The sequence below is a fragment of the Nocardia sp. BMG51109 genome, from assembly GCF_000526215.1.
Classification (GTDB): Bacteria; Actinomycetota; Actinomycetes; order Mycobacteriales; family Mycobacteriaceae; genus Nocardia.
Genome location: NZ_JAFQ01000004.1, coordinates 481399 through 508077 on the forward strand (window position 1 = coordinate 481399; position 26679 = coordinate 508077).

Consider the following 26679-nt stretch of genomic DNA (forward strand, 5'->3'; position numbering starts at 1 on the left):
GGCGCGGTAGCGGGCCGGGGCCTATCCTCAGAAAGGGCGGATCGGCGCATAGCACGCCGGTCACCCGTGCCGAGCACGTCACAAACGTCGCAGCGCGAAGAACGAAATGAGGCGAACACCTGCTGTGAGCAGCTCAACATCCCAGTTCGGACAGAACCAGTGGCTCGTCGACGAGATGTACCAGAAGTACAAGCAAGACCCGGCGTCGGTCGACGAGAGCTGGCACGAGTTCCTGGCCGACTACACGCCGGAGTCGACGGGTGAGACCAACAGCTCGGGTCGGGCGCCGGGTGTTGACGCTACTCCCGTCGCCGGCACCGCCGCTGCACCGACGAATGCCACGCCCGCACCCGCGCAGGCGCCGGCGGCCGCGCCCGCACCCGCCGCCGCGCCGGCGGCCCAGAACGCCACTCCACCGGCCCCCAAGGTGAACACGGCGGCCTCGGCCGCCGCGGCCCCGCCGCAGGCGCGTAGCCCCCAGACCACCCCGGCCCCGGCCTCCAACGCCGCGCCGACCACCGGCGCCCCGAAGGCCGAGCCGAGCGCCGACGAGGCGAAGCCGCTGCGCGGCCCGGCCGCCGCCATCGTCAAGAACATGTCGGCGTCGCTGACGATCCCGACCGCGACCAGTGTGCGCGCCATCCCCGCGAAGCTGATGATCGACAACCGCCTGGTCATCAACAACCACCTGGCCCGCACCCGCGGCGGCAAGATCTCCTTCACCCACCTGCTCGGCTACGCGATCGTGCAGGCGGTCCAGTCCTTCCCGAACATGAACCGGCACTTCGCCGAGGTCGACGGGAAGCCGAACGCGGTCACCCCCGCGCACACCAACCTGGGCCTGGCCATCGACCTACCCGGGAAGAACGGTAACCGCACACTGGTCGTCGCGGCCATCAAGAACTGCGAGACCATGACATTCGCGCAGTTCCACACCGCCTACGAGGACATCGTTCGCCGCGCCCGCGACGGCAAGCTCGGCGCTGAGGACTTCTCGGGCGTCACCATCTCGCTGACCAACCCGGGCACCATCGGCACCAACCACTCGGTGCCGCGGCTGATGGCGGGGCAGGGCACGATCGTCGGCGCGGGCGCGATGGAGTACCCGGCCGAGTTCCAGGGCATGAGCGACCAGCAGCTGGCCGAGATCGGCATCGGCAAGCTGATGACGCTGACCTCGACCTACGACCACCGCATCATCCAGGGCGCGGAGTCCGGCGACTTCCTGCGCACCATCCACCAGCTGCTGATCTCCGACGAGTTCTACGACGAGATCTTCCACGGCATGGGCGTGCCGTACGAGCCGGTGCGCTGGCGCAAGGACATCAAGGAGCGTGGCGTCGACAAGAGCGTCCGCGTCCAGGAGCTCATCGCCGCCTACCGCAACCGCGGCCATCTGATGGCCGACACCGACCCGCTGCGGCTGGTCAAGGACAAGTTCCGCAGCCACCCCGACCTGGACGTCACCCAGCACGGCCTGACCCTGTGGGATCTGGACCGCGAGTTCAACGTCGCCGGCTTCCACGGCCAGGAGCGGATGAAGCTGCGCGACGTGCTGTCGCTGCTGCGCGATGCCTACTGCCGGCACGTCGGCGTCGAGTACACCCACATCCTCGATCCCGAGCAGCTGCAGTGGCTGCAGGACCGGGTCGAGCAGAAGCACGAGAAACCGACTGTCGCGCAACAGAAGTACATCCTGAGCCGGCTCAACGCGGCCGAGGCGTTCGAGACCTTCCTGCAGACCAAGTACGTCGGCCAGAAGCGCTTCTCGCTGGAGGGCGCGGAGACCGTCATCCCGATGATGGACGCCGTCATCGATCAGTGCGCCGAGCACGCGCTCGACGAGGTCGTGATCGGCATGCCGCACCGCGGCCGCCTGAACGTGCTCGCCAATATCGTCGGCAAGCCCTACTCGCAGATCTTCACCGAGTTCGAGGGCAATATGAACCCGGCCGCGACGCACGGCTCGGGCGACGTGAAGTACCACCTCGGCGCGCACGGCACCTACATCCAGATGTTCGGCGACAACGACATCGAGGTGTCGCTGACCGCCAACCCGTCGCACCTGGAGGCCGTCGACCCGGTCCTGGAGGGCCTGGTCCGCGCCAAGCAGGACCTGCTCACCAAGGAGGACCTGGTCACCAAGGGCGAGGAGGCGCGCACCTTCTCGGTCGTGCCGCTGATGCTGCACGGTGACGCGGCCTTCGCCGGGCAGGGTGTGGTCGCCGAGACGCTGAACATGTCGGGCCTGCGCGGCTACCGCGTCGGCGGCACCGTGCACATCGTGGTGAACAACCAGATCGGCTTCACCACCGCCCCGGAGAACAGCCGCTCCACCGAATACTCCACGGACATCGCGAAATTCATCGGCGCCCCGGTCTTCCACGTGAACGGCGACGATCCGGAGGCGTGCACCTGGGTGTCGCGGCTGGCCACCGACTACCGCGAGCGGTTCCACAAGGACGTCGTGATCGACCTGATCTGCTACCGGCGCCGCGGCCACAACGAGGGCGACGACCCGTCGATGACCCAGCCGTACATGTACGACGTCATCGACACCAAGCGCAGCGTCCGCAAGTCCTACACCGAGGCCCTGATCGGCCGCGGTGACATCTCCATGAAGGAAGCCGAAGACGCCCTGCGCGATTACCAGGGCCAGCTGGAGCGGGTCTTCAACGAGGTGCGCGAGCTGGAGAAGTACACGCCGGAGCCGAGCGAATCGGTCGAGGAGGAGCAAACCGTTCCCGGCACGATCGTCACGTCCGTGGACAAGTCGGTGCTGCAGCGCATCGGCGACGCCTTCATCGACGTGCCCGACGGCTTCAGTGTGCATCCGCGCGTCAAGCCGGTGCTGGACCGCCGCCGCGAGATGGCCTACGAGGGCAAGATCGACTGGGCCTTCGCCGAGCTGCTGGCGTTCGGCACGCTGATCGACGAGGGCCGCGCGGTGCGCCTGACCGGTCAGGATTCCCGGCGCGGCACCTTCACCCAGCGGCATTCGGTGATCGTCGACCGGAAGTCCGGCGCGGAGTACACCCCACTGCACAACATCGGCAGCGCGAATCCGGGCTGGTTCGCGGTGCACGACTCGGCGCTGAGCGAATTCGCCGCGGTCGGCTTCGAATACGGCTACTCGCTGGGCAATCCGGACGCGCTGGTGCTGTGGGAGGCCCAGTTCGGCGACTTCGTCAACGGCGCGCAGTCGATCATCGACGAGTTCATCTCCTCCGGTGAGGCCAAGTGGGGCCAGCTGTCGGAGGTCGTGCTGCTGCTGCCGCACGGCCACGAGGGCCAGGGCCCGGACCACACGTCCGGCCGCATCGAGCGGTTCCTGCAGCTGTGCGCGGAGGGCTCGATGACGGTGGCGGTGCCGTCCACCCCGTCGAACTACTTCCACCTGCTGCGCCGGCACGTGCTCGACGGCATCCGCCGGCCGCTGATCGTCTTCACCCCGAAGTCGATGCTGCGCAACAAGGCCGTGGTCTCCAACGTCGAGGACTTCACCGACACCAAGTTCCGCTCGGTGCTCGAGGAGCCGACCTACGAGAGCGGCGACGGCGACCGCGCCAAGGTGAAGCGGATCCTGCTGACCTCCGGCAAGCTCTACTACGAGCTGGCCGCGGAGAAGGCCAAGAAGAACCGCGACGACGTGGCGATCATCCGGATCGAGCAGCTGTACCCGATCCCGTCGTACCGGCTCAACGAGAAGCTGGCCACCTACCCGAACGCCACCGATCTGGCGTGGGTGCAGGAGGAGCCGGCCAACCAGGGCGCCTGGCCGTTCTTCGGCCTGAACCTGCCGGAGTTCCTGCCGGAGCGGTTCGCCCGGCTGCGCCGGATCTCGCGCCGTGCCATGTCGGCCCCGTCCTCGGGTTCGAGCAAGGTGCACGGAGTGGAGCAGGCGGAGATCATCGCGGAGGCGTTCACGCCGACCGCCTGAGCGCGACAACGGCGCGACGCCGGGCCGGATTCGCTTCCTGCGGAAGCGTATTCGGCCCGGCGTTCGCCTTTCACCGGGTCCACGCCCCCGCACCACCGGTATGAACCGAAAACGGCTGCCCGGTAGGCGATTCGATGTGAGTGGCCCGCCACCCGACGCCGCGCGCGTCCGCGTCACCGACCCGCGCCGGAGCGATCTCACACGGACAGTCACTGGATTCTTCGCCGTGTCGTCTACGGCATCCATAAACCGCGCGCAGCGGCTGTGACGGTCGTCATCCGCCCTTGTCCGGCGACAGTTCCGCGCCGTATATTCGGTACGGAATATTTGTGATGGGCTATGTCATGGTCCGCGGCTAAAGTCCTGCGCGAGCGAAAACGAGAGGGAAGCGAGCAATGACGAAGCAGCCGGGTGCGACGCTGACGCCGTTGGCGATTGCGGTACTCGCGCTCCTGGAGGAACGGCCGATGCATCCGTACGAGATGTATCAACTGCTCCGGCAGCGGCGCGAGGACTACCTGGTGAAGGTCCGCCCCGGCTCGCTCTATCACACCGTGTCACGGCTGGCGGAGCAGGGACTCGTCCACCCCGAGGGCACCGACCGGGCGGGCAACCGCCCCGAACGCACCACCTACCGGATCGCCGAATCCGGCACCGCCGCGCTGCGGAACCGGATCGCCGAGCTGATCCGGCGGCCCCTCCGCGAATATCCGATCTTTCCGCTGGCCGTGTCCGAGGCACACAACCTGCCCCGGGACGAGGTGCTCGCGCTGCTGGGCGAGCGCATCGCCCGGCTGGACAACGACATCACCGAGCTCGACGCGCTGCACGACTGGCTGACCGGCAAACGGGTAGCCCGACGGTACTGGATGGTCCTCGAATACCTGCGCGGCCAACTCGATGCCGAAATCACCTGGTTACGCCGCATCTCCGCCGAACTGAAATCCGGTGTCCTGGATTGGGACGAGTTCACCCCCAACGGCGTCCGCATCGTGCCGGAAACCCCCGACCTCGGCCATGACTGGGGTGCCGCGGTCACCGACGATGTGCTCGCCGAACTGCGAAAGGGCGGTGCGCTGCCCGGCGACCAGTGACACGCGCCCCGGCCGACGGAGCGCCCGCGACCCGCACCAGAACTCGCATCGGCTCGATCGATGCCTCCCGTGAGGAATGAAACCCATGACGACACAACGCAATCCGTGGCACGCCCTCGGCGCGCTGGTGGTCGGCTTCTTCATGATCCTGCTGGATATGACCATCGTCGCGGTGGCCAACCCGGCCATCATGACCGACCTGCACACCGATATCACCAAGGTCATCTGGGTCACCAGCGCGTACCTGCTCACCTACGCGGTCCCGCTGCTGGTGACGGGCCGGCTCGGCGACCGCTACGGCCCCAAGAACATCTATCTGATCGGCCTGGCCGTCTTCACCGCCGCGTCGCTGTGGTGCGGTCTCTCCGGCTCCGTCGAGATGCTGATCGCGGCGCGTGCCGTGCAGGGCCTGGGCGCCGCGCTGATGACGCCACAGACCATGGCGGTGATCACCCGCACCTTCCCGCCGGACAAGCGCGGCGCGGCGATGGGCCTGTGGGGCGGCGTGGCCGGCTTGGCCACGCTGGTCGGCCCCATCCTCGGCGGCGTCCTCGTCGACTGGCAGGGCTGGAACTGGATCTTCTACATCAACGTGCCGATCGGCATCATCGCCTTCGCGCTGGCGGTCTGGCTGGTGCCCGCGCTGGAAACCCATGAGCACAAGTTCGACATGGTCGGCGTGGCGCTGAGCGCGATCGGCATGTTCCTGCTGGTGTTCGGCATCCAGGAGGGCAACGCGCACGACTGGGGCGCGTGGATCTGGGGCATGATCGTCGCCGGGCTGGTGGTGCTGGCGCTGTTCGTGGTCAACCAGGCCCGCAACACCGGCGAGCCGCTGGTGCCGCTGAGCCTGTTCCGCGATCGCAACTTCGCGCTGTCGAGCGTGGCCATCGCCGCGATGGGCGCCGCGGTCACCGCCTTCATGGTGCCGGCGTACTTCTATCTGGAGGCGGTGCGCGAGTTCTCGCCGACCAGATCGGCGCTGGTGTTCGCGCCGATGGCGATCGTCACCGGCCTCACCGCCCCGCTGATCGGCAAGATCTCCGACCGGATGCCGCCGCGCATCCTGCCGACCATCGGCTTCGTGTTGTTCGCGGCCTCGATCTTCGGGATCGCGGCGCTGATGACGCCGCACAGCTCCATCCCGCTGATCCTGCTCGTCGCCGCGGTCGCCGGACTGTCCAACTCCTGCATCTGGGCGCCGCTGGCGTCCACGGCCACCCGTAACCTGCCGATCCACCAGGCCGGCGCGGGCGCGGGGGTCTACAACACCACCCGCCAGGTCGGGTCGGTGCTCGGCAGCGCGGCGATCAGCGCCCTGATCTCGGCCCGGATGGCGGCCCAGGGCCTGGGCGGCGGTAATCAGATGTCCGAGGGCGGCGCCGGCATGGGCAAGATCCCGGAATTCGTCCTGGACGAATTCAGCACCGCCCTGGGCCAGGCCATGCTCCTCCCCGCCGCCATCCTCCTGATCGGCGTCATCGCCTCGGCCCTGTTCATCGGCGCGAAGACCAAGCCCACCGACACCCCCGCCGACGGCAAGGTCCCCGCCGACGTCGGCCGCTGAGCGGGTGCGGGTCCGCCGGAAACGCCTGTCGCCCTGGCGGACCCGCACTCTACCTCGGTATGTGCTGTGCTCGGCCGGTCAGCCACTACCGGATGCTGTCGTGTCTCCCGCATTCAGCGGCAGAAGTCCTCGGGAAGCTTCTTCCAGATCTCCAGCGTGATCGGGGCCGGCGGCAAGTTCTCTTCCCTTGCCCAATCGAAGACTTCAGACATGACATGCTTCCCCAGGGCTCGAGCCCTCCGTCTCAGGCTGAGGGGTGGAGTCCGCGAATACGCGGGTTTCTGTCGATGGTCAGCCGACTCGGACCTGGGCCGACGGGTAGCCGGAGGCACCGTCCGGGATGACGTCGCGGTACTCGGAGGTCTGGACCTCGCCGGTGCCGTCGGTGGCGCGGGCGCGGAGGGTGTGGGTGCCGGGGGTGGCGTCCCAGTCGTAGGTCCACTGGCGCCAGGTGTCGATAGAGGGTTCGGCGGCCAGGCGGGCGGGTTGCCAGGGGCCGCCGTCGATTTGGACCTCGACGGCCGAGATGCCACGGTGCTGGGCCCAGGCGACGCCCGCCACCGTGATCCGGCCGGGGCCCGGGCGGGCGCTCTGGCGCGGCGTATCGATCCGGGTGGCGGTCTTGATCGGTCCGCTGGCCGACCAGCCGCGTTTGGTCCAATAGGCCTGTGCGCGATCGAATCTGGTGATCTCCAGCTCGGTCACCCACTTCGTGGCCGATACGTAGCCGTACAGGCCGGGGACCACCAGCCGCGCCGGATAGCCGTGCGCGACGGGGAGCGGTTCGCCGTTCATGCCGACGGCCAGCAGGGCGTCGCGGCCGTCGGTGAAGGCGGCGAGCGGGCTGCCCGCGGTGAAGCCGTCGATGCTGTGCGACAACACCATATCCGCGTCGGGGTGCGGGCCGGCCTCGGCGAGCAGTTCGTCGAGCCGGTAGCCGAGCCAGCGGGCGTTGCCGACCAGGTCGCCGCCGACCGGATTCGAGACGCAGGCGAGCGTCACCAGCCGCTCGACCGCCGGGCGGCGCACGAGATCGGCGTAGGAGAGCCGGATTTCGCGTTCCACCATGCCGTGGATGCGCAGCTCCCAGGTCTCGGTGCTGACCTGCGGGACGACGAGCGCCGTGTCGATCCGGTAGAAATCGGCATTGGGCGTGAGATACGGCGTGAGACCGGGGATCCGGAGATCGGCGGCCGGATCGATCGGCGCCTCGGGCGCCCGCGGCGGCGGCAGCCGCACCGCCTCGCGCTCGGCCGAGACGCTGTTCGTCCGGGCTCCGAGGACGCGCCCCGCCACACCGGCCACGGCGGCCACGACCCCGATACCCACGAGCCCGCGCACGGCCTGCCGGCGATCCAGCGCCCCGGTCGATCCACCGAAAGCGGTTGCGGCCGAGCCGCTTCCACGTACGGCAGCCACGCCCTCCGGTCCCGCGTCCGCCGATCTCGTGGAGGCGGCCACCGCCGGTCCGGGTGCCGTCCCGCGCCGTGGCGACTCATCGGCGGAGTACGACGCGCCCGGTTCCACGGCCTCCAGGCGCCCCGTGAACCAGCGCAGCGCGGCGATGCTCAGTGCCACGCCCAGGATCGAGGGCAGTATCCAGGTCCACGAGGCGGCCGGCCGGTTCACCGCCGCGATCGTCGCCACCAGCCCGAAGACGGCGAACAGCGCGGACCCGAGTGGGCGGCGTACCCGCTCGATCCGGCCCGCCAAGGCCGCCACCGCCACCGCGACGGCCGCCATCGCCAGGAACAGCACCAGCTTGTCGTTGGTGCCGAAGGCGTCGATGGCCCACTCCCGCACCCGGTCGGGCGTTCGGTCCACCACCGTCGACCCGATCGCCGTCAGTGGCGTGCTGCCGGAGTCGATCGGCACCGACACCAGTTCCGCGATGCCCAGCGCCAGCCCCGCGGCCACGATCCCGCCGACCGCACGCAGTCCCGATCCGGTCATAGCGCGAGAGTACGTCCGATCCGGCCCGCTGCCACCACCGAATGCCCAGGCCGGCCCCGCCCGTCACAGATTCGTCAGAATCGGCGGCGTCCGGGCCGTGCGGCGTGGCGTTCGCCACGTGCGGCGGTTCCGCGGACCCCTCCCCAGCCCTCTCTCAGGAATCGCGCGCTTAATGGAGACAGGGATACTGGACCATTCGAGGACGTGATGACCTTGCATCCGAATCAGGGCAGTTGGCCGCCCCCGGGTCCACCCGGACCGTTGCCGCCGAACCGGCCACCGCGCCGGAACGGACTGAGCTTCACCGTGGTGGCGGCCATCGTGCTGGCCCTTGCCGTCGCCATCGGCATGGTGGCCGCGCGGTTCGACACCCAGCGGCACGACCCGAACATGCCACCGGCGCAGTCGGGCAGCGTCGTGCGGATCTCCGATGCGCAGACCCAGGCCGACCTGGACGCCGCGGCCCAGCAGGCGGCGCAGGGCATCGTCCTGGTGAACACGGAACTCGGCCTGCAGGGCGGTGGCGGCGCGGGCACCGGAATCGTGCTGACCTCCGACGGCGACGTGCTGACCAACAATCACGTCGTCGAGGGCGCCACCCGGATCGAGGCGACCAGTGTCGGCAACGGCAAGACCTACCAGGCCACCGTCGTCGGCTACGACCGCACGAACGATCTGGCGGTGCTGCGCCTGTCCGATGCCTCCGGGCTGCCGACCGCGCCGCTCGGCGATTCCGGCAAGGTCGCGGTCGGCGACGAGATCGTCGGCGTCGGCAACGCCGGCGGCACCGGCAGCCCGAGCGCGGCGTCCGGCAAGGTCACCGCCCTGGACCGCTCGATCACCGCCTCCGACGAATCCTCCGGCAGTTCGGAGGAGCTGACCGGGCTCATCCAGGTGGCGGCCGACATTCAGCCCGGCGATTCCGGCGGTCCGCTGGTGAACAAGTCGGGCCAGGTCATCGGCGTCAACACCGCTGCCTCCCAAGGCTTCCGGATGGGCACCGGCGGCGGTCAGGGCTTCGCCATACCGATCGACAAGGCGAAGTCGATCGCCGGGCAGATCCAGGCCGGCAAGGCCTCCGACACCGTGCACATCGGCCCGACCGCCTTCCTCGGCCTCAGCGTCAGCGACGCCAACGGCAGCGGCGCGCTGGTGCGCAACGTCGTCCGCGGCGGCCCCGCCGACCGGCTCGGCCTGACCCCGGGCGCCGTGCTCACCGAGATCGACGGCGACCGCATCGACTCCGCCAACGCCCTGATCGCCACGATGGACACGCATCACCCCGGCGATAACGTGAACGTCACCTGGACCGACGGCACCGGCCGAAGCCAGACGAGCAAGGTCGAACTGGCGAAGGGCCCGGTCGGCTGACACCGGCCGCGCGATCAAGGAGCAGGGGTGTAGCCCACCATCCACGGCACGGCGAACTTGTCGGTGACCATGCCGAACAGCTCGGCCCATTCGGTCTTACCGATCGGCAGGGACACGTCGCCGCCGGCCGACAGCTCCCGGAAAATCCGTTCGGCCTCCTCCCGGCTGTCCACATCGACCGACACCGCATAGGCCGGGGCCGTGGTGTTGACGGTCTGACCCGGCGGACAGTCGGAGGCCATCAGCAGGTGGTCGGTGCCGCGCAGCGGCAGCGCGGCGTGGGCGACCAGGTTCTTCGCCTCCTCGGGCAGATTTCCGCCACCGCCGTCGCCCATATCGGCGAAGCGGACGATCTGTAATTCACCGCCGAATACGGACTGGTAGAAGGTGAACGCCTCCTCGGCGTTGCCGTTGTACATCAAATAGGGATTCACAGCCGTCACGGGTTGCCTCCTCGAACGCGAAGTACGGAACCGGGCAGACGGACTGGCAGTGGCCGCCGTCCCACAAAGTAGGACGACGGCCACACTACGAGTTCATCGCTTCCAGCACTGCGAATCCGCACGGACCGAGGTCCGTTTTCCGGCATTCGACCGATCGGCCCGGCCCGTCAGCCGTTGTAGATCGCCTCCACGTCGGCGGCGTAGTTCTTCATCACCACGGCCCGCTTCAGCGACATCTTCGGCGTCAGCTCCCCGGTCTCCTGGGTCCAGTCGACCGGCAGGATGCGGATCTTCTTGATCTGCTCGGCATGCGAGACCAGCTTGTTGGTCTCCGCCACCGCGGCGTCCACGTCGGCCCGCAGCTCCGGCAGCTCGATCAGCTTCTCGGTGGGCAGGTCGGCGGGCAGGTTGTGGCGCTCCTTCCAGCCCGGCACCGCCTCCGGATCGAGGGTGACCAGCGCGGCGATGAACGGCTTGCCGTCGCCGACCACCATCACCTGGCTGATCAGCGGATGCGCCCGCAGCGAATCCTCGAGAACGGCCGGCGACACGTTCTTGCCGCCGGCGGTCACGATGATCTCCTTCTTGCGGCCGGTGATGGTGATGAAGCCGTTCTCGTCGAGGGAGCCCAGATCACCGGTCTTGAACCAGCCGTCGGCGAACGCCTCCTCGGTGGCGGCCGGATTGTTCCAGTAGCCACCGAAGACGACCGGGCCGCGCAGCAGCAGCTCGCCGTCGTCGGCGATCTTGGCCGCGTGCCCGGGCAGCGGGCGGCCGACCGAACCGACCCGGATGTGGTCGGGGGTGTTCACCGACACCGCGGCGGTGCTCTCGGTGAGGCCGTAGCCCTCGTAGATGGTCACGCCCGCACCGCGGAAGAAGTGCCCCAGTCGTGCGCCGAGCGGACCACCGCCGGACACCGACGACTGGCAGCGTCCGCCCATCGCCTCGCGCAGCTTGCCGTAGACCAGCTTGTCGAACAGCGCGTGCTTGGCCTTGAGCACCAGGCCGGGACCGCCCTCGTCCAGCGAGCGGCTGTAGGCGATGGCGGTCTCGGCGGCGACGTCGAAGATCTTGCCCTTGCCGCCGTCGTGCGCCTTCTGCTTGGCGCCGTTGAACACCTTCTCGAACACGCGCGGCACCGACAGGATGAAATCGGGCTTGTACTGCCCGAACTGCTCGACGAGCGTCGACCAGTCGGCGGTGTGCGCCACGGTCACCCCCGCGTCGAACGCCGCCAGGGCCACCGCGCGCGCGAAGACGTGCGCCAGCGGCAGGAACAGCAGCGAGCGCTTGCCCGGCTGCAGGTCGTGATGCATCGCCGAGCGGTCGGCGGCCGACTCGGCGTAGAGGTTGGCGTGCGTGAGCATGACGCCCTTGGGGCGACCGGTGGTGCCGGAGGTGTAGATCAGCGTGGCCGGGGAGGCCGCCTTCACCTGCTGGCGGCGCTCGTGCACGGCCTGGTCGTCGAGGTCCTTGCCGCGGGCGATCAGGTCGTCGATCGCGCCGGCGTCGCGCTGCAGCACCTCGCGCAGTTCCGGCAGGCCGGACTCGATCTCGGCGATGGTGGCGCGGTGCGTGGCGTTCTCGACCACCAGCAGCTTGGTCGCGGAATCCTCCAGGATCCAGCGCGCCTGCTCGGCCGAGGAGCTGTCGTAGATGGCGACGGTACAGCCGCCGGCGGCCCAGATGGCGAAGTCCAGGACCACCCAGTCGTACTGGGTGGGCGCCAGGATGCCGACCCGGTCGCCGAGCTCGATGCCGGCGGCGATCAGTCCCTTGGCCACGGCCGTGACGGTTCCGGCGAACTCGGTGGCGGTGACATCGGTCCAGCCGCCCTTGCCGTCGGGGCGATTGAAGACCACCAGTCCGGGCGTGCGCTCGGCATGCCGGAAGGCCCCGTCGGACATGTTGGCGTCCTCGGGAATGGTGTAGGTCGCCGGGACTTCGAACTCTCGCATCGGTGCCCTTCCACGTGGTTTACTCACCGGTAATTTACGCCACCCGGATCGGTCGTGCCCGCCCGACCGCCCGGTTGACTCCCGGACGCCGCGGCCCGCGCCGCGAAGCGCCCGACCTCTATCCTATGGACCGCGTTTGTCCTGCTTGCAGCGATTCGCCGAGGAACGCGGCCAGTTCGCGCGTCGCCGCCGCGGCGGGTTCGACGAGCGATGCCTGCAGCTGCGCGACATGCCACAGCCCGCGGGTCACGCTGAACTGCGTGCTCACCCCGGCGTCCCGCAGGATCGCGACGAGGCGCAGGCACTGCTCGTGCAGCAGTTCGCCCGCATCGACCTGCACGTAGGTCGGCGGGAGGCCCCGCAGATCGGCCAGGAGCGGCGCGTAGCCGGTGTCCAGGGCGTCGCCGTCGCCGAGATACGCCGCCGCGCAGGCGCGCGACCACGGCTTGTTGATCACCAGATCCCGCTCGCGGTCGGGGACCTGGTTCGGATCGGCCCACGGCGCGATCAGACCCAGTGCGGCGGGCCGGATTCCGTGCCTGTCGCGCAGCCGCAGCGCGAGCGCCAGCGACAGGCCCCCGCCGGCCGAATCACCGGATATCGCAATATCTTCCGGCCGCGATCCGGCCGAGGCCAGCTCCAGGAAGGCGGCCTCGGCGTCGTCCAGCGCCGCCGGGAAGGGGTGTTCCGGGGCCAGCCGGTAGTCGAGCACGTGCACCGGGCGGCCGGTGTCGCGGGCCAGATGTGCGGCCAGCGAGCGGTGCGTGGTGGGCGAGCAGACGGTGTAGCCGCCGCCGTGCAGATAGAGCACGACGCCCGGCATCCGATCCGCCGCGCCGCCGACGGTGATGCGCTCGGCCGGGCGGCCACCGAGCCGCTGCCGGTCCACCCGGGTGCCCGCCGGCAGCGTCTGCAGCACCGATCCGGCATCGAGCAGGGCCCGTTGAGCCCGCCACGGCAACCGATGGTGCATCGCGTATCGGAAGACGGGATGCAGGACCGCCCGCGCCACCGGCGGCGGGAGTGAAACAGCAGGCATGGCAGGCACTTTCACGGAGATCACGGCAGGAAGCGGCGGTTCACCAGATTCGCGATGCGCTGGTAGTAGGAGCCGGTGGTGCGGACGAACAGGTCGAGCGCCTTGGCCTCCCAGCCGATCAGCACCCGGCCGTGCCCCTTGCGCACGCCGTCGAGGATGGTCTGCGCGGCCATCTCCGGGGTGTGCATCGCCAGCTTCTTGTCGAAGAACGAGGCGAACTGCTTGGCGTCGATCCCCTCGGCGTAGGTGGCGTTGCGGGCCACCGCGGTCTTGATGCCGCCGGGGTGCACGCAGGTGACCTTGACCGGATGGCGACGGGCCAGCATCTCCTGCCGCAGCGATTCGGTGAAGCCGCGCACCGCGAATTTCGCGGCGTTGTAGGCACTTTGGCCCGGGACCGCGATCAACCCGAACAGGCTGGACACGTTCACCACGTGTCCCGCACCGGATTCGATCAGCATCGGCAGGAATGCCTTGGTGCCGTTGACGACTCCCCAGAAATCGACATCCATGATGCGCTCGATGTCCTTGAACTGGGACTCTGTCACCTCACCGTGGAAGGCGATACCGGCGTTGTTGTAGACCTGATGCACGACGCCGAAGTGCTTGTTCACCTCGTCGGCGTACAGCAGCACGGCCTCCCGCTCGGCGACGTTCAGCCGGTCCGACTTCACCTCCGCACCGGAAGCTTCGCAGCGCCGGACGGTTTCGGCCAGGCCCTCGGTATCGATATCGGACAGCGCGAGTTTCGCGCCGCGGCGGGCCAGATTCTCGGCCAGGGCGCGGCCGATGCCGGACCCCGCCCCGGTGATCACGCAGACCTTGCCCCGGAAGTAGGCGTCCTCGCGCCTCGCCGAGGGTTCGCCGGCAAGCTCCGTCACTGTGCAGCCACCACTTTCAGATCGGACCGGACCTCGGCACCGTTGACATTCGAGGTCGTGTCGTACGCGGACACATCGAACTTTTCCAGCATCCTACGGAAGCGGAAGGTGAAATCGGGCCAGAGCGTGGTGTTGTTGCCGTGCTTGTCCAGATACCAGCTGGCGCAGCCGCCGGTGCTCCAGACGCTGCCCACCAGCTTGCCCTGCAACTCGCGATTGAACTTGTCCTGCACGTCCTTTCGCACCTCGACGGTGCGCAGGCCGAGCCGGTCGACGGTGGCGATCGCGTCGGCGATGTAGTTGATCTGCGACTCGATCATGTACACCATCGAGCTGTGGCCCAGGCCCACGTTCGGACCGAGCATGAAGAACAGGTTCGGGAAATCGGCGATCGCCGAACCCTTGTAGCCCTGCTGCCCGGAATCGTCGAAGATCTCCGCCAGGGTGCGCCCGCCGCGCCCGGTGACGACGTCGTAGGCGGGCGAGTCGGTGACGTGGAAACCGGTGGCGACGATCAGCGCGTCGATCTCCCGCTCGGTGCCGTCGGTGGTCACGATCGAGTTCGCCCGGATCTCCTGGATGCCGTCGGTGACCACGTCGACGTTGTCGCGGCCCAGCGCCGGGTAGTACTCGTTGGACAGCAGCATGCGCTTACAGCCGATGCGGAAGTTCGGGGTGACCTTGCGGCGCAGCTGCGGATCGCGCACCTCGTAGGCGAGCTTGGCGCGCGCCAGCATCTCCATCACCCGCATCGCCGGCGGGAACTTCGCCAGGCCCACCACCTGCGTCTCCCGGGCGGCGTAGATGGCGCCGCGGGCGAGCCGCTGCACACCCGGCAGGTGCTTGAAGGCCAGCCGCTCCGGCAGCGTGTACGGGCGGTCGAGCCGCGGCAGCAGCCACGGCGCGGTGCGCTGGTAGACGTCCAGGTGCGCGACCTGCGGCGCGATCGAGGGCACGATCTGGATCGCCGAGGCGCCGGTGCCGATCACCGCGACCCGCTTACCGGTCAGGTCCGAGTCGTGATCCCAGCGCGCGGAGTGGCTGATCTGCCCCTGGAAGTCGTTGATGCCCTTGATATCCGGGAGGTTCGGCTCACACAGCGCGCCGACCGCGGAGACCACGATGTCGGCGGTGAACGCGCCCTCGGTGGTCTGCACCTCCCAGCGCGCGTCGGCATCGTTCCACCGGGCATCGGTCATCTCGCAACCGAACAGGTGCTTGTCGCGCACCCCGTACCGTTCGGCGACGTCGCGGATGTAGCGCTGAATCTCCGGCTGCCGGGAGAACGAGCGCGACCAGTCCGGGTTCAGCGCGAAGGAGTAGGAGTACAGCTGCGACGGCACGTCGCAGGCCGCACCCGGGTACGTATTGTCCCGCCAGGTGCCGCCGACGTCGTCGCCGCGCTCGATCACCAGGTAGTCGTCACGACCCTGCTGCTCGAGCCGGATCGCCAGGCCCAGACCCGAGAATCCGCTGCCGACGATCAGAACGTGCACGTGCCGGGCGCCCGCGGAGTCTCGGCGGCCGGTCACGCCGCCCTCTCCGGCCCCCGCATCGCGGCCGTTGTCTGTAACCTTGCGACTCATATACCCGAGAGTAGGACCTTATTAAGCGGGAGTCAACAGTATTGACCCGCGTTCAGTAGTATGGATCTCGTGGTGAGAGGACCTGGTGAGAGCGGCAAGCGGGTGCGACTGAGCCCCGACGAGCGGCGCGAGCAGCTGATCGTGCTGGGCGTCGCGATGCTCGGCGAGCGCGCCCTCGAGGACATCTCCGTCGGCGATATCGCCGAACAAGCGGGCATCTCGCGGGGGCTGCTGTTCCACTATTTCCCGTCCAAACAGGACTTCCACCTGGCGATCGTGCGGCGGGCCAACGCCGAACTCCTGGCCCGTACCGCCCCGGATCAGAATCTCGGGCTGTTCGACATGCTGCGCGACGCGGTGTCCCGCTACATCCACTACGTCGCCGAGAACCGCACCTCGTATCTCGCGCTGCTGCGCGGTCCGGCCAGCGCCAGCCCGGAACTGGTGGAACTGGTCGACCAGACCCGCGGCACCATCGTCGACCGCATCCTCGCCGAGGCGCCGATCCCGGCCGAGGATCCGGATCGGCCGCGGCTGCGATTGGCGGTGCGCGGCTGGATCGCCTTCGTGGAGGAGACCACGCTGAGCTGGCTGCGGCACGAGACCATCGGCCGCGAGCAGCTGATCGACATGCTGGTCGAATCGCTGCCGGCGCTGGCCCTGAATCAGGACCTCACGGCAGCACTGCGGGAATGATCACGGCAGCACTGCGGGAGTGAAGGGAATGACCTACCCGATCAACGATTGTCGGTGACCTGCCAGCGGAACTGGTCGGCACCCGACGGCCCGCGCCGCCGGATGAGATCGGTCAGATAGGCGGCCGGTTCGACGAGCGCGAAATCGGGACCCATCCCCACCACCATGCCGACGAAGACGGCCGTGCCCGAACCGGTTTCGGTGTAGACGACCCCGCCGGAATCGCCGTGGTCGACGAGGAACGTGGTCAGCACGTGGGTGCCGGTGACCGTGGTGACCACCCCGCAGGTGGTCCCGGTGCGCGCACCGGTCTTGCAGACCCGCTGGCCCACGGCCGGATTGCCGTCGACCGCGGTGATCAACAACCGGCCCGCCGAGGCGCCTGTCGAGACGTCGCCGGACAACCGCACCAGGGCGAAACCGAGATGGTCGACGTCGCCGTCGGGCACGCCCGCCTCGAACCAGCCGATGGGCGCGCCGTTCTCGGCGTAGACCCGGGCACCGGGTTCGTAGCAGTGACCCGCCGTCACCGCGTAGGACGTGGCGCCGATGCGGCCGGTCAGGCCCACCGAACACTGTTCGTCGTCGGTCCGGATGGCCATGCCCGGCGAGATCGTGAGACTCGGTGCGGCGTCGGCCGCGGGTGCCACCGCGGTGCAGAAGGCGGTCGCCATCGCGGCGAACAGCACGGTGAACCGGGCGCGCCGGTGACGAGACCGAGGCGACGGACCGTCCGAGTATTCACGAGTACGCATTGTCGGGCTCCGAGCGCCGAAGTGACAGCGAGACTTCTACGTTAAGCCCGGTACACCCCGCGCGACAGCCCCTTCAGGTTTCGTGTTCGTAACCGGACCGATCGCGGGCGCCATCGGTCACCGGAGCCGCCGCAGGCGGCGGTGGCGCGACCGACGGACCCGGTTCGGCGACGGCGGGTTCGGCCAATTCGGCCAGCACCCTGGGCAACTCGTCGGCGAAGGCGGCCGGGTCCAGCAGCGCCGGATCGACCGACAGCCCGATTCCCAGCACCCCGTGCCAGCTCAGCACGCCCGCGACCAGCGGCACCCCGGGCGCCGGCGGCAGGATCGGAAACACCTGGGCGATCGGCACATTCGCGAAGGTCATCGCCCCGGTCGGGCCGGCCATATTCGACACGATGGCGTGGAAGAAGCCGCCGCCGTACACGCTGCGGGCGAACCAGCCGACGGCCGGTTCGGGCAGCAGCCGCAGGCCGGTGGACATGACGAAATGCGATGCCAGCGCGCGGGTTCCGCTGTGCAGCCGGGCACTGCGGGCGCGGATGTCGGTCAGCAGGCCGGCCGGGCTGCGGGAGTCGAACGGCACGTCGGTCATGACGGCCGCGGTGAGATTGCCCTCGGCCGCGGAGGTGGGTTCGCGCACCATCAGCGGCACCGCCACCCGCAGCCGCCCGCGCAGCGGTTCGGTCCACTCCGGGCGCATCCGGTGCAGCGTGGTGACCATGACGGTGAGCAGGACGTCGGTGACCCGCGCCCCGCGCGAACGCGCCACCGCCCGAACCGTTTCCAGATCCAGCGCCACCACGGAGAAGGTGCGCCGCGGCGATCCGCCGGGCACCCGCCCCGGCGGCCGGGCATCCGTGGCGAGCTGGGCGAACCCCGTCGCCGTAGCCGCCACCCGGGCCACCCGGCCGGGGCCGCGCCGATCGCCGACGGCGAGATCGATCGCCGGCCGCAGCAGATGCAACGCCTGCACCACGGTCCCGATCCCGTCGGCGACGGTGTGGTGCAACAGCAGCACGACACCCACCGCCCCCGCCACCGGATCCCGCACCAGCACCAGCCGCCACAGCGGCCGGTCGCGCGGCAGCGGATCCGCCGCCAATTCGCTGACCACCCGGGCGATCTCGGCGGTCCAGGGGGTATCGATCAGGGCATCCGACTCCGGCACCGTTGCGGCGAGCGCACTCTCGGTATCCGCAGGACCAGCCACCGCCCCCTCGTGCGACGGCCCCACCGCACCCCTCGACCCGCATGTCCCCGCCGATCCGTCCGACACCCCGGACACTCCCTCAGACAACCTTCCCGACCCGCGCGGTATCTCCGTCCCCCTCGGCAAGCCGTCCGATCGCCCCGCAGATTCATCCGACACCCCGGCCGCTCCATCGGGCAGCCCCAGCGACCCCTGAGACGCCTCCGGCACGCTCGATACGCCGTCCGACCACCCCGCCGAGCCGTGCGACGGACCCGCCGGACCATCCGCCGACCCGAGCGGCGCGGCATGTTCGGTCGCCTCCACCGACTCTCCTGCTCGGGTGAGGGTTCCGGCGTCTGTCCGGGAGGCAGCGGGCGAACCGTTCCCGGTGCCACCGGAATGTGCTGGGGAGGAGCCGGTTTCGAGAACATGCTCGGTGACGTGCCAGGTCCAGTCGATATCCGCGTCGACCCAGCGGGCGCGGCGGAAACGGCCGCCGAGCCGCAGGCGCTGGCGGAACCGGGGCAGGTTGGCGAGTTCGCCGCGGACCAGCGCGCGCACGTCCGTCACGGTGGCATTGCGGCCGGGGCCGGGCCGCAGCACCACCATCCCGCCGACCTGCTGTGGCACCCCGGCATCCTCGATGTGCAGGAAGAAGGCGTCCGCCGGGGGCACCACCGACGACCGCGCGTACCAACGGTCCACCAGCAGCATGGCGATCGCGACGAATACGGCCGCGGCGACGGCGTCGAGCAGGAAATGATTCCCGGTGGCGAGGATGACGTACACCGTGACGAGCACGTGCAGGGCACTGAGCAGCTGCACGACCAGGCCCTCGGCGATGCGGGCCAGCACCACGCTCACCCAGAACGCCCAGCCCACGTGCAGCGACGGCAGCGCCGCCAGCTGATTGGTGCCGTCCACCAGCGGTGTGCCCCACGAACCCCAGGTCCCGCCCACGACAACGGTGTCGATGAAGCCGAGATCCGGCAGCAGCCGCGGCGGCGTCACCGGATAGACCGCGAAGCACGCGATGGCGAGCACATTCAACAGCAGAAACGAGTCCCTGGCCCGCGGATAGTCGGCCGGCCTGCGGAAATACATCCAGAACAGCAGCACGAACGCGGTCACGATATAGGTGAACGCGTACTCGTAGTTGGCCACGGTTGCGAGCGTCTCGTGTCCGGCCAGCCAGCGGTTCAGCGACAATTCGATATCGAGCCGCGACCACCGCTCGATCCGGAACAACAAGTGCGCGCCGGCATCGGCCGCGGCCCGCCGCTCGGGGCTGTGCAGCGTATCGACCAGCAGATACAGCCCGAAGACAACCAGCCCGACCGCGATGTCCCGCCACAGAGCGGGCCGCGATGGGTTACCCACAACCACAACTCATAACACAAAGTCACGGCCGTTCAAGATCTTTCGTAAGACTGGTTACCGGCGGTCGTCGGCCGGGCGCCCGGTATCGGGGCAACCGCTCACGGTTTCGGTGCCGGGGGCGTCCTGCTCGGCCGCGTCATCGGCGGCATAGAACGCCTGTGCCAGCGGAGAATGCGCCAGGCCGGAAACCCCCCAGGCCACCAGCGCGCCCGCGATCGCGATACCGGCGAGCGAACCGGGATCCGAGGGAACGGCGACCCGGAACGCCAGAATGCCGACCGCATAGCTGGCCACCGGGTTGGTCACGCTCATCGCCGCGATCGCCCACGGCAGCGGCCCGCCGGCGAACGCGGCCTGTTCCAGCAGCAGGCCGGTGAGCGTGGACAACGCCAGCAGATATCCCGGCCAGTCCACCGCCGTGGCCGGCACGCCACGGTGCAGCAGGTCATCGGTGGTCAGCTTCATGAACACGGCGCTCATCGCGAAGCAGATCCCCGCGGCGACGGCGACCAGGGTGGCGGCGACGCGGATCGAGCAGCGGGTGCTGGCCACCGCCAGCAGTGCCACCAGCGCCGCCGCCGACGCCGTCGCCAGCAGCACCCGGCTGCGCTCCGGATCGCCGGACAGCGGCGCCGCACCCTCGACGCTGAACAGCACCGCCAGCCCCGCGCACACGAGCATCGCGTACCCGAGATCGCGCGCATGTGGCCGCCGCTGCCGACCGGCCGCCTCCAGCGGCACGGCGAACAACAGCTGCGTCGACATCAGCGGCTGCACCGACGCCACGGAACCCACCTGCAGTGCGGCCGCCTGGGTCAGGAAGCCGGCGAGATTGGTCAGCCAGCCGCGCAGCCACGTCCGGCTGCGGACCAGCCGACGCATCAGCGTCGACAGCCCGGGCACCCGGGCCGCGTGCGGATCCTCGGCCACCACGGCTCGGGCCGCCCGCTGCTGCAGGAATCCGGCCGTCGCGAACAGGAACGCGGCCAGCACCCCCAGCGCAACTACCAAGACCATGCGGACCCCCAGCTAGGTGATCTCCGTCCGACTTTACGCCGGGCGCCGATCGGATCCGCGCGGCATATCCCCCGCGGGCCGGTCAGAGATCGTGGTCGTCCAGCCAGCCGCGGGCCAGTTCGGGGGCCGGGGTGTGGTCGTCGCGCAGGCGGCGGATCAGGACGGTGAACTCGTCGGTCGTCAGCTCGCCGGCGACGGTGTTCAGCTTCTTGATCTGCTGCGCGGTGAGGGCGCCCTTGCGGAACAGCGGCATGACGTTGCGGGCGCGGAAGGCGTAGCCGGGATCGGCGATCGGCATCAGATCACCGGTACCGCCGGGCAGCAGGGCGGCCGGGGCGGTCAGCACACCCGCGGTGACCTGCCCGTCCCGCAGCGCCTCCCGCAGGGCGGTATCGCTCGGGTAGACGGTGAACCGGGTGATGTCGCAGCCGTAGACCGTGCGCAGCGGATCGAGCACATCGCGGTGCGGGTCGGGCGACGGGCGCAGCGGGTCGAGCTCGCTGCCGGTGGCGATGCCGACGGCCAGCTCGCCGCAGCGGGCCGCCAGCTCCGGCAGCGAATCCGGATACGGGGCCGCCGACGCACGCGAGAACACCAGGGCGGGGCGCAGATCGGTGCCGTTGGCGATATCGGACACCGCCAGACCCTCGGGCAGAGCACGGCTGACCGCGTCGGCGACATCGGGAAGGTCCTCGTCCGCCGACACCGGGGTCCCGGCCGAGGCGGCCGCCTTCTCCCCCGGCTCCTTCTTCGCCGCCTCGGTCGTCACCTTGTCCGGGAGCCGGGCGGGCGATCCGGAGTCGAAGGCGGCCAGCAGATCACCGCTCTGGTCGCCGACCAGCTGCACCCGGTCGGCGTCGAGCGCGGACAGGTAGTCGGCCCGCTCGCCCAGTCGCGGCTCGGTGACGGTCCGCGCACCGGCCCGGGCGAGCGCCCCGGCGTAGATCTCGGCGATCAGCTCGGACTGCGCGGAATTCCCGGCGCCGACGGTGATCTCCGGCCCGGGCGCATCGGCCGAGCAGGATACGACCAGTGTGGCGGTCACGGCCGCGACCACGGCGCAGGCCGCCGTCCGCACCGATGCGGCCAATTCCATCCGCTGACACCAACTCCCGACAGATCGTTCGCCCGGCTGACAGTACCGGCGGCCCGACGACGACCGCCCCGACGAATCGTAATCGGGAGACGCGACGGCCGGTCCGCAGCGTCCCGGCACGTCGGTCGGCCGCGCCGGGAAGCCGCCCGTTCCGCAGCCGCCCGGACCCACTGCGTGCGTCCTGCCCGGCGCTCACGCGTGCGCGGCCGACATCTCCCAGGGCGCCTGCGGGAGCACCTCGCCGGTCTCCAGCAGCGACTTGAGGTTGGCGAGCACGGCGGGCCAGCCCTGCGAAATCCCTTGGCGCATCTCATTGTTCGGCAGGTTCTCGTGGGTCACCGTGAGCCGGACGATGTCCTGGTGCGGCTCGACGAGGAAGGTGACGACCGACGCGTCGCGCTCCGGCTCGTCGGCCGGTTTGTCATCGAAGGTGATCACCAGGCGGGTCGGGGGTTCGGTCTCGAGCACCCGGCCGTAGACGTCGACCACGCCCGAACCGTCGGTACGGCGGTGTTCCCAGGGCGAACCCGGCTGCCAGTCCGACACGTTGGCGTGACCCCAGTAGCGGGCCGTCAGATCGGCATCGGTCAGGGCCTGCCACACCTGTTCGGGGGTGGCTCGGATGTAGGTGACGTAGACGTAGTTCGGCACGGATGTGGTCTCTGTGGTCATGGCGTATTTCTCCGCTCGGTTCCGGATGGCGCTGAGAGCTTGCAGTCGGGGCTTGTCGAAGACCGAGATCCAGCGTTCGTCGATCTCGTGCAGTGGCGCCGGGTTGAGGTAGTGCAACCGCTCCCGGCCGCGCCGGACGACGGTGACCAGGCCGGCGCGCACCAGGATGTCGAGATGCTGGGTGGCCGACTGGCGGGCCATCACCAGCCGGTCGCACAGCTCGCGCAGCGTCTGCCCGTTGTGTTCGCGCAGCCGGTCGAGCAGCAGGCGCCGAGTCGGATCGGCCAGCGCCTTGAACACCGCATCCAGTGTCGGTTCTTCGAGGCTCACCCGTCGATAATGCAGGTATTTACCTGCCTATGTCAACCGACCTCGGCTCACCACCACCGGTGCGTTCGAGGGATCCGGGCGGGCATACCGCGTTACCGACCGGCGCTGCCACGAACGCGAACACAGATACTCGTGGGACCCACTGCCGACCTGCGGCGACCCGCGAATCGGCACCCTCGCGCACGACCGGACCGAATCGGACACGAACGCGCGAAGGGTGCCCGTCCCCAGGGACGGACACCCTTCTGTCAGCGAAACAGGCTGTTACGCAACACCTTCCGAGCGGGCCGTGGCGGCGACCGCCTCGGCCACCGCCGGGGCGACCCGCGGGTCCAGCGGGCTCGGGATGATCTTGTCCGGGGACAGCTCGTCGGCCACCACGCCGAAGATCGCGTTCGCCGCGGCCACCTTCATGCCCTCGGTGATCCGCCGCGCACCCGCGTCCAGCGCGCCCTTGAACACGCCGGGGAACGCGAGGACGTTGTTGATCTGGTTCGGGAAATCGCTGCGGCCGGTGGCCACGACGGCCGCGTACCGGTGCGCCACCTCCGGGTGAATCTCCGGATCCGGGTTGGACATCGCGAACACGATCGATTCCGGCGCCATCGACGCGATCAGTTCCTCGGCGATGGTGCCCGCCGACAGGCCCAGGAACACGTCCGCGCCGGCCATCGCGCCGGCGGCGCCGCCGGACAGGCCGCGCGGGTTGGTGCGCCCGGCCAGGTCGGCCTTCACCTCGTTCAGATCGCCGCGGTCGCTGCTCACGATGCCGCGGGAATCGAGCACCACGATGTCGGGAACGCCCGCCGCCAGCAGAATGTTGGTGCACGCGACGCCGGCCGCGCCGGCCCCGGACACCACGACCTTCAGGCCCGCGATGTCGCGGCCCAGCACCTGGGCCGCACCGTTGAGCGCGGCGAGCACCACTATCGCGGTGCCGTGCTGGTCGTCGTGCATCACCGGGCAGTCCAGCGCCTCGACGACCCGGCGCTCGATCTCGAAGCAGCGCGGGGCGGAGATGTCCTCGAGGTTCACCGCGCCGAAGCTCGGGCGCAACCGGATCAGCGTCTCGACGATCTCGTCGACATCCTTGGTGTCGAGCACGAGCGGGATCGAGTCCAGGCCCGCGAACTTCTTGAACAGCGCGGCCTTGCCCTCCATCACCGGCAGCGACGCGCGCGGGCCGATATCACCCAGGCCGAGTACCGCAGTGCCATCGGAAACCACCGCAACCAGGCGGTCGGTCCAGGTGTAACGCTTCGCCAGTAGCTCATCCTCGGCGATGGCGCGGCTGACCTGCGCGACCCCCGGAGTGTAGGCGATCGACAGGTCCCGCTGGGTGTCCAGCGGCGCCGTCAGTTCCACCGAGAGCTTGCCCCCGAGATGGCCCGCAAAAATCTCTTCGTGCGTAATGGCGGACGGGCTTGCCGCATTCTCACGGCTCGCCGTGGCGGCGTTCGGTGCGTCAGTCACGGGTGACACGATTTCACTCCTGGTCGGTGGTGGCTAGCCCATATGGGGGTTACCGCCGGGTATCGGAATTAGGGGTAATTGAAGTCACTCACAGAGGTGCGCCGAGCACTCGAGCACCCCGCACGAAATACATCGCGGCAAGGCGCGCAAGGCATTACGAAATTTGTTTCGAAAATCGCTGCGCGGATCTGTCGAGCGGGAACCGGACGGGTGGGCCCGGGCAATGCTGTGGGGTGATCCGCGATCCGGAGCCGTGCGTCACGGGCCGAAGGTCACCAACCGTCCCGGACCGGGCGGTGGCGTCGGCCGGGAATCCGTAGCATTCTGCCAGCCGGAACGCGGGCCTGCCAAATCGCCTCGCGGTAGGTGCTGTCATCATCCGAGCGTAGCGGCCGCGAATTACCCCCGCGTAAGGGGAAACTCGCAGTTGAGCGGGCACCGGGTGAGCTGTCGCACCGGCCGCACCGGCAACGATGTGAGGTGGGTCGCGACCGTGCCGCGGCGACAGTCGTCACCGGTCCTCGTCGTCGCGGCCTGCCCCCGTGCCCGCGATCCCTCACCGGCACTCGCGGATTCGGCCGAGAGCGCGCCGGAACAACGGCGGTGCGGTGGTCAGGGCCCTAGGCCGGGGTGAAATCCGCGTGCTGCGGCGCCTGCCCGGGATCGCACTGCTCCGGCCGCACCCAGACACGTTCCACACCGCCGGAACGCAACCGGACCCGGCCGTCGACGGCCTCGTCCGGATGGTCGGTGCGCCGGTGTATCCCGCGGGTCTCGGCGCGGGCCAGCGCACTGTACTTGGTCCACCGCGCCACCGCCAGCAGCGCCGCGGCCTGCCGGGCGCGCAATCGCGCCGAGCCGCACCCGCCGAGTTCGACCTCCGTCACCGGCCACATGCCGTCCAGTTCGCCGATGCTGTCGCGCAGGCTGCCCGCGCTGCGCCAGTAGCTGCGCCGCAGCGGCAGCGTGTGCTCCTGCACCAGGCCGACCACCGCGCGCGGGTCGATCCCCGAGACGGCGTTCAAGCCCGCACCGGGCACCGGCCGCGCCCTGCCGAGCCGCCCACGCCCGGCCGCGAACCCGGCCGCGCCCGCACCGGCCCATACGCCCGACGACATCGCCCACGCCCCGCCCTGGCCACCGAAGCCGCCGACCGCGCCGGTGATCGGCTCGCGGGTGGCCACGTCACCGGCCCCGAACAGTCCGGAAACCGTTGTGGCACAGTCGAACCCGACCAGCCGGACACCGCCGGTACCGCGTACCGTGCCCTCCAGCACCGCGCGCAGCGGCACCCGGGCCGGTCCCGGGCCCCGGGCGCCGAAGACCGAGGAACGCGCCAGGCGCTTGCGCAGCGACGCGGGGATCTCGTCCAGGGCGGCGTAGACCCGCCGCCCGTCGGCGAGGGCGGCGAACGCCTCGGCCCGCGAACCGAATCCGGGAGCGCCCAGGGCCGCGCCGGACTCGTCGTAGAAGGTCGCGAAGTGCAGCGCCAGATCGGACACGGGCGCCGCCGGCCCCGGCATCTCGTCGGCCGCGGCCGGGCGGAGATCGCCCGCGGGGGTCAGGGCATAGGCATTGGAGAACTCCATGCCCGACAGCTCACCGCCGGCCTCCGCGGCCATCAGCAGTCCGTCGCCGGTGTCGACATCGCTGCCGGCGCCGCCGGACAGGAACGCGCAACCGCCGGTGGCCAGCACCACCGAACCGGCGCGCACGGTCCAGGTGTGGAAACCGCCGCGCAGATGTACCCCGGAGGCGCCGGAAACCGTGCCCTCGGCATCGACCAGCAATTGCAGCGCCGGATGATGGTCGAGAATGCGCACGCCCGCCACGATCAGGCTGCGGCGCATCCGGCCGAGATATTTCGCACCGTTCAGCCAGATCCGGGCGGGCCGCCCGACGCTCTCCCCCGGAAAGCGATATCCCCACCGAACCAGCTGATCGACCCGGTGGTGCGTCTCCTCCAGCACCCGGTGCATCCAGACCGGATCACCCAGGTAGCCACCGTGCCGGTGGCTGCGCTGCACGGCCTCCTCCCGGGCCGGCCCCGGCGGGATGTTCCACAGCGCGACATGCCCTTTCGCGGTCGGGCCGCTGGCGCCGCAGCGCCCCTTGTCGACCAGGACCACCCGGGCGCCGGCATGTGCGGCGGCGAGCGCGGCCCAGGCCCCGGCGGGACCACCACCCAACACCAAGACATCGGCCGACATTTCACTCACAAGGAAAAATG

The 26679-nt window shown here is 69.7% G+C and carries 18 protein-coding genes; 5 read left to right on the plus strand and 13 right to left on the minus strand.

All coding sequences use genetic code 11. The features are described from left to right. Positions 1 to 106 precede the first annotated feature (106 nt). From D892_RS0103580 to D892_RS0103590, 3 genes are all read left to right on the plus strand, one after another. Positions 107 to 3940, plus strand: a complete 3834-nt coding sequence (locus D892_RS0103580; protein WP_036566705.1) for a multifunctional oxoglutarate decarboxylase/oxoglutarate dehydrogenase thiamine pyrophosphate-binding subunit/dihydrolipoyllysine-residue succinyltransferase subunit — start codon at positions 107 to 109, stop codon at positions 3938 to 3940. Positions 3941 to 4335: 395 nt separating this feature from the next. After that, complete coding sequence (locus tag D892_RS0103585; RefSeq protein ID WP_024799936.1) at positions 4336 to 5034, plus strand: PadR family transcriptional regulator; 699 nt, start codon at positions 4336 to 4338, stop codon at positions 5032 to 5034. 85 nt (positions 5035 to 5119) lie between these two features. Continuing rightward, complete coding sequence (locus D892_RS0103590; protein ID WP_024799937.1) at positions 5120 to 6601, plus strand: DHA2 family efflux MFS transporter permease subunit; 1482 nt, start codon at positions 5120 to 5122, stop codon at positions 6599 to 6601. Positions 6602 to 6892: 291 nt separating this feature from the next. On the opposite strand, the gene D892_RS0103595 is transcribed toward D892_RS0103590, so the two are convergent. Next, a complete protein-coding gene (locus tag D892_RS0103595; RefSeq protein ID WP_024799938.1) occupies positions 6893 to 8554 on the minus strand; it encodes a molybdopterin-dependent oxidoreductase in 1662 nt (553 codons plus the stop codon). Positions 8555 to 8902: 348 nt separating this feature from the next. On the opposite strand from D892_RS0103595, the gene D892_RS0103600 reads away from it, so the two are divergent. Next, positions 8903 to 9925, plus strand: coding sequence for a S1C family serine protease (locus tag D892_RS0103600; RefSeq protein WP_369801806.1), 1023 nt, complete (start codon positions 8903 to 8905; stop codon positions 9923 to 9925). Positions 9926 to 9939: 14 nt separating this feature from the next. Here D892_RS0103600 and D892_RS0103605 read toward each other — a convergent pair whose 3' ends face one another. The 5 genes from D892_RS0103605 to D892_RS0103625 form a co-directional block, all read right to left on the minus strand. Further along, positions 9940 to 10368, minus strand: coding sequence for a VOC family protein (locus D892_RS0103605; RefSeq protein ID WP_024799940.1), 429 nt, complete (start codon positions 10366 to 10368; stop codon positions 9940 to 9942). Between the two features lie 167 nt (positions 10369 to 10535). Beyond that, positions 10536 to 12329 carry a long-chain fatty acid--CoA ligase gene (locus D892_RS0103610; RefSeq protein WP_024799941.1) on the minus strand — a complete coding sequence of 598 codons (1794 nt, stop codon included), beginning with the start codon at positions 12327 to 12329 and terminating at the stop codon, positions 10536 to 10538. 118 nt (positions 12330 to 12447) lie between these two features. Beyond that, entirely contained in the window at positions 12448 to 13368 is a 921-nt protein-coding gene (locus D892_RS0103615; RefSeq protein ID WP_024799942.1) for an alpha/beta hydrolase, read from the minus strand. 20 nt (positions 13369 to 13388) lie between these two features. Continuing rightward, on the minus strand, positions 13389 to 14249 hold the full coding sequence (locus D892_RS0103620) for an SDR family oxidoreductase (protein ID WP_024799943.1): 861 nt from the start codon (positions 14247 to 14249) through the stop codon (positions 13389 to 13391). Further along, on the minus strand, positions 14246 to 15835 hold the full coding sequence (locus tag D892_RS0103625) for an NAD(P)/FAD-dependent oxidoreductase (protein WP_024799944.1): 1590 nt from the start codon (positions 15833 to 15835) through the stop codon (positions 14246 to 14248). Before D892_RS0103625 ends, D892_RS0103620 begins: the two co-directional genes overlap by 4 nt. 60 nt (positions 15836 to 15895) lie before the next feature. On the opposite strand from D892_RS0103625, the gene D892_RS0103630 reads away from it, so the two are divergent. Continuing rightward, positions 15896 to 16531: a TetR/AcrR family transcriptional regulator gene (locus D892_RS0103630; protein ID WP_024799945.1), complete on the plus strand. Its 636-nt coding sequence runs from the start codon at positions 15896 to 15898 to the stop codon at positions 16529 to 16531. A 41-nt stretch (positions 16532 to 16572) separates the two neighbouring features. Here D892_RS0103630 and D892_RS0103635 read toward each other — a convergent pair whose 3' ends face one another. The 7 genes from D892_RS0103635 to D892_RS0103670 form a co-directional block, all read right to left on the minus strand. Then, positions 16573 to 17286, minus strand: coding sequence for a hypothetical protein (locus D892_RS0103635; protein ID WP_156959363.1), 714 nt, complete (start codon positions 17284 to 17286; stop codon positions 16573 to 16575). 73 nt (positions 17287 to 17359) lie between these two features. Continuing rightward, entirely contained in the window at positions 17360 to 19861 is a 2502-nt protein-coding gene (locus tag D892_RS43425; protein ID WP_024799947.1) for a phosphatase PAP2 family protein, read from the minus strand. A 54-nt stretch (positions 19862 to 19915) separates the two neighbouring features. Then, positions 19916 to 20878, minus strand: a complete 963-nt coding sequence (locus D892_RS0103650) for a DMT family transporter (protein WP_024799948.1) — start codon at positions 20876 to 20878, stop codon at positions 19916 to 19918. Between the two features lie 82 nt (positions 20879 to 20960). Beyond that, entirely contained in the window at positions 20961 to 21974 is a 1014-nt protein-coding gene (locus D892_RS0103655) for a glycine betaine ABC transporter substrate-binding protein (protein ID WP_024799949.1), read from the minus strand. Positions 21975 to 22166: 192 nt separating this feature from the next. Continuing rightward, positions 22167 to 22976, minus strand: a complete 810-nt coding sequence (locus tag D892_RS0103660) for a metalloregulator ArsR/SmtB family transcription factor (RefSeq protein ID WP_024799950.1) — start codon at positions 22974 to 22976, stop codon at positions 22167 to 22169. Between the two features lie 264 nt (positions 22977 to 23240). Next, entirely contained in the window at positions 23241 to 24449 is a 1209-nt protein-coding gene (locus D892_RS0103665; protein WP_024799951.1) for an NADP-dependent malic enzyme, read from the minus strand. Between the two features lie 620 nt (positions 24450 to 25069). Beyond that, positions 25070 to 26659 carry an FAD-binding protein gene (locus D892_RS0103670; protein ID WP_232236291.1) on the minus strand — a complete coding sequence of 530 codons (1590 nt, stop codon included), beginning with the start codon at positions 26657 to 26659 and terminating at the stop codon, positions 25070 to 25072. Positions 26660 to 26679: the final 20 nt, after the last annotated feature.

Coding starts and splice junctions, on each gene's coding strand:
- D892_RS0103580 (WP_036566705.1), top strand. CDS start 107: ATGAGGCGAACACCTGCTGTGAGCAGCTCAACATCCCAGTTCGGACAG.
- D892_RS0103585 (WP_024799936.1), top strand. CDS start 4,336: ATGACGAAGCAGCCGGGTGCGACGCTGACGCCGTTGGCGATTGCGGTA.
- D892_RS0103590 (WP_024799937.1), top strand. CDS start 5,120: ATGACGACACAACGCAATCCGTGGCACGCCCTCGGCGCGCTGGTGGTC.
- D892_RS0103595 (WP_024799938.1), bottom strand. CDS start 8,554: ATGACCGGATCGGGACTGCGTGCGGTCGGCGGGATCGTGGCCGCGGGG.
- D892_RS0103600 (WP_369801806.1), top strand. CDS start 8,903: ATGGTGGCCGCGCGGTTCGACACCCAGCGGCACGACCCGAACATGCCA.
- D892_RS0103610 (WP_024799941.1), bottom strand. CDS start 12,329: ATGCGAGAGTTCGAAGTCCCGGCGACCTACACCATTCCCGAGGACGCC.
- D892_RS0103615 (WP_024799942.1), bottom strand. CDS start 13,368: ATGCCTGCTGTTTCACTCCCGCCGCCGGTGGCGCGGGCGGTCCTGCAT.
- D892_RS0103625 (WP_024799944.1), bottom strand. CDS start 15,835: ATGAGTCGCAAGGTTACAGACAACGGCCGCGATGCGGGGGCCGGAGAG.
- D892_RS0103630 (WP_024799945.1), top strand. CDS start 15,896: ATGGATCTCGTGGTGAGAGGACCTGGTGAGAGCGGCAAGCGGGTGCGA.
- D892_RS0103635 (WP_156959363.1), bottom strand. CDS start 17,286: ATGCGTACTCGTGAATACTCGGACGGTCCGTCGCCTCGGTCTCGTCAC.
- D892_RS0103650 (WP_024799948.1), bottom strand. CDS start 20,878: ATGGTCTTGGTAGTTGCGCTGGGGGTGCTGGCCGCGTTCCTGTTCGCG.
- D892_RS0103655 (WP_024799949.1), bottom strand. CDS start 21,974: ATGGAATTGGCCGCATCGGTGCGGACGGCGGCCTGCGCCGTGGTCGCG.
- D892_RS0103670 (WP_232236291.1), bottom strand. CDS start 26,659: ATGTCGGCCGATGTCTTGGTGTTGGGTGGTGGTCCCGCCGGGGCCTGG.